The organism is Gemella haemolysans (genome assembly GCF_001553035.1).
GTDB lineage: Bacteria > Bacillota > Bacilli > Staphylococcales > Gemellaceae > Gemella > Gemella haemolysans_B.
Genome location: NZ_KQ959991.1, coordinates 1,859 through 12,235, shown reverse-complemented (window position 1 = coordinate 12,235; position 10,377 = coordinate 1,859). Strand labels below are relative to the sequence as shown.

Below are 10,377 nucleotides of genomic sequence, written 5' to 3'. Positions count from 1 at the left end.
TTTGCTGGATCTTTAACTGGTGTTACTTCTGGATTTTTAGCAACAAAATCTGATAACGGTCTTGTATCTTTAGATCCGTCTGTGTATGTTACTACAAGATTTCCAGCGTTATCTTTTTCTACTGATTTAATCTTAGTCTTAGCATCTTCAGCATCTACAGCTTTACCTTTTTTCTCTGCTAAGTTAGCATCATCATTATTCTTAGAATACTCAATTTGTAATTTTTCTTTGATTTTATCTAACTCATCTTGCGTTACGTTAGCTGGGTCTGTTACAGCAACTTTTTCTGTTGGAGTTGCTATATCGTATTTAGATGTTTGATTTTTAACTACGAATCGAGCATATCCTGGTTTTTCTTTAGCGTTAGGATCTACATCTAGTGCTCTATAATCAGTGTTTGAAAGTTTGCCATCGTTATCTTTAGAAACAATAAAACTTGTCCACTCTTTACCAGCTGCTAGATTAGTTTTCCCAGTCATCTTGATAGTAGCTGATGTCTTATCTTCAGATACTGAACCTTCACCAGTCACTTCACCATTTTCAACTTTACCTGTTGGTAATCCATAGCCTGCTGCATTATTCCCTGAAATATCTCCAGGTCCACGTAGGTAAAGATCTTTAATTTCTTTTTCATCTGCACCTTTGAAAGTTAAATCAGTGTTTTCACCTGTATAAACATAGATTTGTTTATTAGCTTGATTTGAGTATGGAAGTTCAACTGTTGGCGCTGGTCCTTGAACAATTACAGTGTGAGTTAATACATCTGATTCTTTTCCTTGGCTATCAACCGCTTTATATTTAACTTCATATCTTCCCGCAGTTGTTGTATCCACAGTCTTAACAGATTCATCTCCATTTACTGAGATTACTTCAGCACGTACTTTAGTTCCAAGTGTTGCATCTTTATCATCTTCATGGTCTGCTGCAGTAACAAGTGATACTGGATCTACAGTATCTCCTACATTTACTGTAGTTTCTCGTTGACCATTTTTAGAAGCAAGTGTTGGTTGTTCGTTTGTTACATTAATTTTGTATCTTCCCAAACGACTTGGAGGCGAAGACGGTCCATTATGACTGATAATTTCTAGCTTATTTTCACCTTCTTGGAATAGCGCATTTTCGTTCATTGTCAATGTGATTGTATGAACAGATACTCCTTTTTCCACTGACTTAATAGTTGCTTTATCACCATTTTTGATGATTGACCATCCATTTTGACTTTGTTCTAAAGCAACCTCAGTTGTAGATGTAGCACCTTTATTAGTATAGAAGAAATATGATCTTCCCGCATCATGTGGTACAGTTATCGTTACTTCTTTTGCTCCTGCTACAACACTCTCACCATCTTTAGCTGCTGATGATGGTAAAATCTTAGATTCCCCTACTGCTACTGAAACTGCTCTTGACTCAGACTCTATTCCATTTACAACTTGTGTAATTTCTACTGGATTTTTAGGTGCAAAGAATCGTCTTGCTGCTTCACTAGCTCCTGGTAATTGTGTATTACTATTTAATCCTTCTTCTAATGGAAGTTTCCAAGTACCATCTTCTCCTACTACAGCTGTTTTTTCTGAAATCACAGCTCCTGTTTCTGGATTCTTAACAGTAACTTTAACTGTTGCTCCAGGTGTTCCTGTACCTGTTAATTCTGAATCTGATGATGGGACTGAATCCGGAATACTTCCTGATGCTTTAATTGTTGTATTTACTGTTGGTGCTGGTCCACCCTTAATGAATTTAGATTTATCAATCTTATCCGTTGATCCATCTTTATATGTTACAACAAGCTTATTAGCATCCGCTGTATCTTGTTTTACATCCTTAATAAGCGGAGTAGAGTCTGTAACTCTTTCTCCTTTTTTGTCCGCTAAACGAGCATCATTATTATTTTTAGAATACTCAAGACTAATATTATTTTTAATATTCTCAAGCTCAGCCTCTGTTATGCTGTTAGGATTCGCTACAGAAATTTTTGCTGTTGGCTCTGCAACATCATATTTTGCTGTTTGTGCTTTTAATGTGATTGTAAAAGCACCTGGGTCAGTTTTATAAGATTCTGAAACAACGTTAGTCCCGGCATTAAACTTTGTTGCTTGATTTTCAATGTATGCACCATCTAAATCTGTTGCTGTTGCAAAACGTGATACTATAGGAAAAGCTTGACTCTCTGTTTTTGGAATTTGATTATCTTTTAGTCCTTTAACTGTTCCTGTTATTTTAATTGTTGCTGGTGTAGTAGTTTCATTTTTAATTACAGTTGTAACAAGTCCCCATTCATTATCTTGTTTATTTTCACCAATATCTTTTAACGCAATATTTCCACCTCTTTTAAGGGCAGCTGATTGAATTTTTCCTGAATCATCGTTAAATGTAATATCTATATCAACTTCCTCTCCATTGTAGATATAAATATCTTTTTTATCTGGAGTTCGATCCGAGAATGGAATACTTACTGTTGGAGTTTCGTTTGTACGTGCAACACTTGAAACTGGAGTAGTGTCTACTGATCCATCTTTATAAATAACAGTAACTGTTCCACCTGCAACAGCGACATCTTGTACTACCGTAGATTTATCTGCTAAGACTTCTCCTTTGTGAGACGCTAGTCGAGCATCTTCTGTAGTTGCTTTATCAGAATATTTAATTTTAATTTCGTTTTTGATTTTGGTAATATCTGCATCAGTTGGATTATCGACATTCGAAATACCAATCTTATCAGCATTTGATTCTGGTAGTTGAATATCATATTTATATGTTTGAGATTTAACAATAACTCTGAAATACCCAGGTTGTGATGGTCCAGTACCATTTTCATGAACTTGATCCCCTGCAGTATTCTCAATTAGTAGGTATCTATCTCCTAATGCAGCCGATTGATCTTCTTGTTTTGTATAATCTCTAATTCCTTTAAATGTATCATTTGGCTTACCTGTCATTCTTACTGTAACAGTTCCCGGTGTTTCGGCTACTATTTGATGGTAATTCCAACCATAATCATTCGTTTGAACTTCTCCATCAGGATTATCTCCTAAAACTTTTTCACCTTTTCCTCGGACTATTGCTTTTCTTATATTTCCAGAAGTTGTATTAATTGTAAATGTTACATCAGCCTCTTCTTCATTATACACATAAATTTCTTTTGTCGTATCATTTGAAAACTCTGCAGTATAAGTAATATTATTTACAGTTTTTGAAGTCTCAGCTCTAAATGCATTATTTTTATCTAATGCTTTACCGTTACGTGGATCTTTAGATCCTGTGTTTTCGATTGAGTTAGATTCTGATTTTTTCTCAGTGTTTTCTGCTTTTTTACCTACAGTTTCTTTTCCGTTAGTAGTATCTACTGCTGGAGTTTCTTTTTTCTCTACAGGTTTGTTTTTTAATTTAGTGTTTGCTGTAGTTACTAATTTACTGTAAGCTTTTGTGATTTCGTCTTGAGTTGTTGCATCTGCTAATGTAGCTTTCGCTGCTTTTAGTTCTTCTTTTAATACTGCAACACTCTCTTCTGTTTTGTTAGCGTACGTTCCATCTGCAAGTTTTCCTTCGATTTCTGCAATGTAGCTTTCAAGTTTAGTTTTGTCTAAAGCTTTAACTTCTCCACCTAATTTTGCCGCTAATCCTGCTGCCACGTCTTCTTTAGTAGTTTCTTTAGCTACTGGTTGTGTCGTCGCTACTGGTGCAGTAGGAACATTTTCTTTAGCTCCAGCGTTTGTTGTATTATCCGCTGTTGTGTTGTTTGATACTTCCTCACTAGCTTGAGCTACTGCGCCAGCACCAAGAAAAATACTCGCACCGATTACTACTGATGCTGCACCTACTTTAAATTTCTTGATAGAATACGATTCTACCTTAGTACCATCTTTGCTATCTCTTAAATAGTGATTGTTTTTTCCTATCATGTATTACCTCCTAAATATAATATAAACATGCAAAATCAACGATAATTTTAATATTTCTGTAAGAAAATCAAATTTTTATCGTTTTTATTGCTATTAAACAGTTATAAATAAATTATTAAAAACATATTTATAAAACATATTTTATACTCATAATTCTACCAAATTGGGAGTACTTTGTCTATAAAAAAGATTCATCATATGCTTATAAAAGTTTTCCCTTTTATATCATTATTCCACTATATATCACTATATGTAACTAATACTAATTATTACTTACAGAAAAAATGTGATTTTTATAGAGAATATTTAAATTTTCTATAATTTATTTCACTTTAGTTTTCTTTTGTATAACTTATCATAATATAAAAACTTTAAATACTTGATATGCATCATTAAATGTTTAAGAAGTTATAAAAATACTTTTAAATCTATTGTTTTAAATATATAATTTGGAATATTTCCTATTTTAAAAACTTATAATATACTCTTTTGCAGGAATCCAAAAGTCATAAAATTTAACAAAGCTCATATGATAACTCATAGACGCAGCGGTTTATTAACATCTAAATTCACTTTATAAAGTCTTTTTAGATATCTAACAAACTACTGCGAGAAGTGACTATACAAAATCTTGTTTCTTAAGAAATCACGGTTTTTGAGTAGCTCCCATCGTTAGCTAATTTGAATTAATTGTGCTAGAATTAAGGTGTGGAATTGTTATCATTATGAATGAGTAGCATTAAACTGCTATATTAATAAAAGATTTTATTACCAATGTACAACACTCTTGAATTTATTCTTAAATAAATATTCAACATAATCAAAACATAGAATTAATACAAGATAATTAACTTACTATTGCGGTCAAGGGAATGACCCAAAAGCCATAAAATTTGATTAATACAACATTTAAATAAACAACACAAATAATGGAGGTTCTTTATGATTACACTTGAAGATATTAACATAGTTATAGAGGAAATTAAAAAAAATAATAGTCGTGAATGCATAAACATTATTATAGAAGAAAATAATTCACTTAATTTAACAGATAGTAAATTCGGAGGTCTTCCATATATCTCAACAGATTCGGATACCCCTAAAGATTCAAATGGTAATCAACTAGCATTACTTGCTCAAATAAACTGTAGCAACTTACCTGAAAATACTCTCTATCCAAAAGAGGGCTTATTACAATTTTGGATTAGCAGAAATGACGATTTCGGTTTAGGTAATAAAAAAGACTATTGCGTTAAATATATTAAAAATATTGAGAATAATATAACAAAGGAAAGCATTCTTAATAAGTATAAATTATTGGATGAAGAAAATAGTGAGGAATATTCTCCATTCAATAAAAAAAATACCTCTTTCGCATTAAAATTCGAAAAAGGTATATCTACAATTACTTCAACTGATTTTCTTTTTGAAGATATAGCATTAAAAACAATACACGAGTTATTCCCTGATGAAAACATAGAAGACTTGTACGATGACTTAGAACGCGATGTTTTCAATACTTTATTCAAAGCTTTTAGTGGTGTTGACCACGCTATAGGTGCTTATCCTACATTTACTCAGTGGGATCCTCGTAATCCGGAAGAAAAAGATGCTTACGGTATTACTTTACTCCAAGTAGAAAGCCACTGGGATAACGATTCTAACAGCAGTGGAATTATGTGGGGCGATTCTGGTGTCGCCAACTTCTTTATTAATAAGGAAAAGTTGGAGCATCTAAACTTCGAAGATGTATTATTTAACTGGGATTGTTTCTAATCGATATTATTTCATCTCTTTTTAAAATTCAAAGATTAATCTAAAAAGCCAATAACTCTCCAAAATTTGTCAAAATTTTAGAGGGCTATTTCTAATCTCAAATAAAAATGGTTTTATTTTCTTTTAATACTACTCTGTTTTTAGAGAGCCACTTTTATTTTTCCATGCCCCGCACTTTTCAAAGAGCCAATATATAACGATCCTCCTTTTACAGGAAAACTTGTAAAAGGAGGATTCTTCATGTCTTTGTATTAGAATTTTTTTCTACGTTTTATTACGTGAATATATTTCTCAATAAATCTTATATATAATTATATTATTTATATATAGACTCTTTGAAGTCATCTGTAATACGAAGATATGCATTATAGATTTTTTGTTTAAGTAAATGCACCCAACTTGCTGGAGCATGGCTTGTTGTACGATCAATATTAGTAATATCTCTCGCTACCGCTTCATTTATTAACTCTTGCATTTCTTGGGCAGATGTTATAGTTACTTCTTTCGTACTATTCGCTTTTCCTAATTCGTACTGGATAGTTATAGGTTTTAAGTTATCTTGTTTATCTATACGCTCATAGAACATTTCTTTCTTAAAGTCTCCCCATGTTTCATATTCACCATCAAATACTTTTTCTAATACTAATTCATCTGTTACTAATCCAACATCTCTACCAAACCAAGCCGAGAACGTTCGATTTCCTCTAGCGAATGCTTCTCCCGCGTATTGATTAGATACATAAGGTAGGAATCCTTTATGATAACCTTTTTCTGCAAGTAGTTCATAAGCTATCTTTCTAAATATAATGTCTCCTGGTGCTCCTTTCGAATTACTCAATGCCGAATATACAGGAGAAAACATATTTATCATATAATATCCATTTCGTCTATACTCTCTGTTGTCATCATAGCCACGTCTATTGATAATATTATTGTCTATTAATGACTCTAACGTTGTTAGTTGTGCAACTTCTTCATCTGTTAATGGGCGGATTTTATTTCCTGCATGAGTTTCGTTATTATACCTAGGGTCACGAACATAATAGTTTTCTAGTTTTCTAAACCATTTTTTCTTAACATCATTACTTTGTCCTAATACCGCTGCTGCTTCCATAGCATCAAGTGTATATAAAACATCATATGAACCATGCATATAGCTTTGAATGGCTTCATCCGAATTAAAGCGTTCAACTGGATTATAAGCATGCACCCTGTTTAAGTCATCTTTATTCCCTTCGTAAACTGTATTAAGCACCAATCCATGAGAAGAAAGGCTCTCTGCTGATTCTAGAAGTCCAAGTGCAAATAATTCTGCACCCTGCCCTTCTCTACGACCATGACCTTCAAAATAAATATTAGAATCTGAATTATGTACCATTTCATGACTGTACACCGTTGGACCTAAATCATCTAATAATCTATCAGTTACAAAATGCATCGCACTTCCGTTCGCATACGCTCCATCTGTAGGGCGAATTTCATACCATTTTCCTACTGGACCAAAGAAGTCTCTTATTGAAGCAATATTTTTATCATTTAATCTTGCCCAATAAAGTTCTCCTGCTTCATTCTTAACTCTGAATCCATCATATACTATTAGAGATCTGAATAACCTTTCTTTAGCTTCTGCATTTAGAAGATTATACCAAATATCATAATGATCTCTTAATCTTTTAGCTGTTAAGTCAACTCGTCCTCGTACGTAAGTACGTAAAGCATCTCCCGATAAAATTTTTCCATTTACGTTATCTCTATAACGCTCATATGAACCAAATGCTAGTGTAGAAAGATTCGACATTACGTATACAGATTCTTCTGGTAACGTCAATAGTGGTAACAACATATTACGATAACCCCAACTTGGAGCTGATATTCTATCATATACACCTAGCGTATACTTACTATCTGCAGTTGCCGCTTCTTGTTTTTCACGAACTTCTTTTATACTTGATTTACTTTCTACTATATAGGCTTTTGAATTATCTTTTAGCCATTGGTTATTAGTTTTAGTCGGCAGGAATAATTTGCGATATGCTTCTACAAAGTCAAATACAGTATCTTCTCCTTTTAATTGAGCAAGGTAGTTTCCATACAACCCTACCGTATTCGATCCTTGTAGATTTTCTAGACCACTCTTTCCTAGTTCTATAATTGTATCTAGTGTTGAAGTCAAGTTGTTACCATTAAAGTCAAATTTATAAGTCGATAAATCTTTTGTATTTATATCATCATAATTGATATTGTACCAACGATTCATATAAGTAAGACCTAACATGAATGCTTCTTTATTTTTCTTGATTTTCTCACTAACATACTCAACCACACCCGCTCCTGTTGTGTTAATTGATTTATCCATAGCTAAGATTTTTCTTAAGTGTTCTGCTATATTAGTTTTTACTTTATCGAACTCTCTATCTAAATATAAATTGTCTAAGGCTGCATTATCAGTTATTCCTAATACTTTCTTAGTTTCATCTGAAGTAAGTGTTACACTTTGCAGTTCATTTAAAACGTTATTTGCTATTGCCGTATAATCAGATATGAAGGCTTCTGGCGTATATATATACTCTTTACCTGCAACATTATATTCTACTACTTGATTATTTTTGAAGTTTTCTTTAAATGTTACATCTAAATAGTCTACTGTATTGTCTTTAAAGTGTAACATAATTCTATTTATAGAACCTTTATTTGCATGAATATCTGTTACTATCTCATTACCTTTCATTGGTACAACATCCAATAATTCTGTCGTGTATAATTTATCAGTCGAAGCTACTTTATTACCATATTTTACAATTAATTCTTTATTGTAGAATGGCATTAATTTTTCAATATTATTATACGCTATTTTTCTACCACTTTGTGCTTTGTTTAGTGTTGTATAGTCAACTTTTCTCTCATTACCTTTTAAGTCTACACCTGTATCATCAAGCGTTACAGTTATTCCATAAGATGCAATCTTAGCCGTTAATTGTTCTTCTGATATTTTTGTTGCGAACATATCATGCTTTTTATTGTCAATAGAGGTAACAGCATTTTGCACCTCTGCTGCATTATATTGGTCTCCTGTAATAACATATCCATCTCCTACATCTACGTTACTCACAACATCATTTACTCGACCATTTTTCCAAGTAGACCCGACTATTCCTCCTACTCTAGAATATCCTTGACCATTTCTTATTTCTCCAGTAGCAACGGAATTAGATACTAATGCACCATTTTCTAATCTACCTACTATTCCTCCGGCAACCTGATCGGTATTACGAGATGAAGAAGATATCTTAACATCAACTTTAGATTTATTAATCCTTGCATTTTCTCCTGTTAGATTCCCTACTATTCCTCCGGCATATTTGGCACTAGAGTCAGTATGATTCGCAACAAGTTTACCAGTAAATGCACTATTTTCTATTGTTGTATTTGTTGCACTAACTACTAATCCTGCTACTGATTTTCTTCCTGATATTTTCCCTTCTACTGCTACATTACTAATTTTCGCAGTATCTGCTACTTTAGCTATTGCTGCAGCATTCTCATCACTATCTATATCTACATTTTTAACATCTAGGTCTTTTACTGTTGCATTTTTTAGTGTGTCGAACAGTGGTTTTTTCAGGTCGTATATAGCATATGCTTTACTTCCATCTGCTCCAATTAGCGTACCTGTAAATTCCCCTGATAAATAACTTGTTTGATTATCAGTTAAGCCAACTTCATCTGCTGTCATATCGGATGCCAACTTAAATACCCCTGACATATTACTTCTCATAGCTGTTATCAACTGTTTAAATGAAGTATATACTCCTGGCTGAACTGCTTTTGATTTCGCTATATTGAATGTATAGTTTTCTTTATAACCATTAGTACTATCTTGTACTAATTCACCTACTGCAGCAGTCACTTTGTATGTTCCATCACTATTTTCTGTGATAGATTTAACAGGTAAATACATTTCTTTAAATTTGTCTGATTTTACTTTCACAAAATAGTTATCAGTTCCTGTCGGCACTTTATCTAAACTTAAATATCTACGATAACGTCCATCATCTTCTTTACCATATAATTCTACTGCATCTACATCTTTGATTTCTATTTTCTTATATTCTAATTCGAAATCTCTTGTAGATATTTCTATACTTTGTTTATTATTTTCACCTAAATTATATGTTAAAAGTGTTTTAATTGTATATGGTGTATAATGATCTAACCCTGTTATGACTTGTTCTTTCGCTAAATTTTCTATATCTACTTCTTTTACTAATCGATTCTCATGGAATATCTGTGCTTTAGCTGAAACATACGCCGATGTTGTGTCTGTTAAGTTATAACTTACAGTTATTGATTTCTTATCTTCATCTTTTACTAAATTAGTAATTTCTACTGTAGGTTTAACTTTTACTAGTGTTCCTACTTTAACAATTTCTTTCACTGGAGCTACTTCAGTTCGTGATAGTTCTTTAGTTTCTACTACATTACCATTTACGATGTAGTCTTCATATTGAATTGTACGCGTTCCTGCTTGACCTGGTTGTTCAGTTTTACGACGATTTTTCAAAAGTGTTGGATCTTGAATTTCTTCTGTTGTATAAGGAATATTTTCTGTTTCCGTTCTATTTCTTGTAGTAACTTCTAAAGTCGGAAGTTCTTCTGTTACTGCCGCTTCGCCCTCATGACCTGGTTCTTGCGTTCCTTTTGT

At 32.7% G+C, this 10,377-nt stretch carries 3 protein-coding genes; 1 reads left to right on the top strand and 2 read right to left on the bottom strand.

Translation table 11 applies throughout. The annotated features are described in order from the left end of the window. Window positions 1-3,899, bottom strand: a 3,899-nt coding sequence (locus HMPREF3186_RS07775) for a YSIRK-type signal peptide-containing protein (RefSeq protein WP_156438998.1), incomplete at its 3' end; no start/stop codon positions are given. Between the two features lie 942 nt (window positions 3,900-4,841). On the opposite strand from HMPREF3186_RS07775, the gene HMPREF3186_RS07770 reads away from it, so the two are divergent. Further along, window positions 4,842-5,675, top strand: coding sequence for a YwqG family protein (locus HMPREF3186_RS07770; protein WP_060914676.1), 834 nt, complete (start codon window positions 4,842-4,844; stop codon window positions 5,673-5,675). Window positions 5,676-5,991: 316 nt separating this feature from the next. On the opposite strand, the gene HMPREF3186_RS07765 is transcribed toward HMPREF3186_RS07770, so the two are convergent. After that, the coding region (locus HMPREF3186_RS07765; RefSeq protein ID WP_060914675.1) for a ZmpA/ZmpB/ZmpC family metallo-endopeptidase at window positions 5,992-10,377 on the bottom strand (4,386 nt) is incomplete at its 5' end.

Coding starts and splice junctions, on each gene's coding strand:
- HMPREF3186_RS07770 (WP_060914676.1), top strand. CDS start 4,842: ATGATTACACTTGAAGATATTAACATAGTTATAGAGGAAATTAAAAAA.